Origin of the sequence: Vibrio sp. 10N.286.46.A8 (assembly GCF_041470165.1) — a bacterium.
Taxonomy (GTDB): Bacteria; Pseudomonadota; Gammaproteobacteria; order Enterobacterales; family Vibrionaceae; genus Vibrio; species Vibrio tasmaniensis_A.
This window is the reverse complement of sequence record NZ_JBFRLX010000315.1, coordinates 1-235: the sequence shown is the minus strand read 5'-3', so window position 1 is coordinate 235 and position 235 is coordinate 1. Positions and strand designations below refer to the sequence as shown.

The window sequence follows — 235 nt, the reverse complement described above, 5'->3', positions numbered from 1 at the left end:
CTTGGTTAGTTGCCATACGCTTATTTGTCTTCACTTTTTAAAGTGAAAGCAAATAGAAACCCTTTCGGGTTGTATGGTTAAGTGACTAAGCGTACACGGTGGATGCCTTGGCAGTCAGAGGCGATGAAAGGCGTAATAACTTGCGATAAGCCCAGATTAGGTAGTAATAACCTTTTGAGTCTGGGATTCCTGAATGGGGAAACCCACTTACATAAGTAAGTATCCTGTTGTGAAT

Annotated in this window: 1 rRNA gene; it reads left to right on the top strand. The window is 41.7% G+C overall.

Going from position 1 to position 235, the window contains the following annotated elements:
- Nucleotides 1–75: 75 nt before the first annotated feature.
- Nucleotides 76–235 (top strand): 23S ribosomal RNA (locus AB4232_RS21990); the annotation flags it as partial.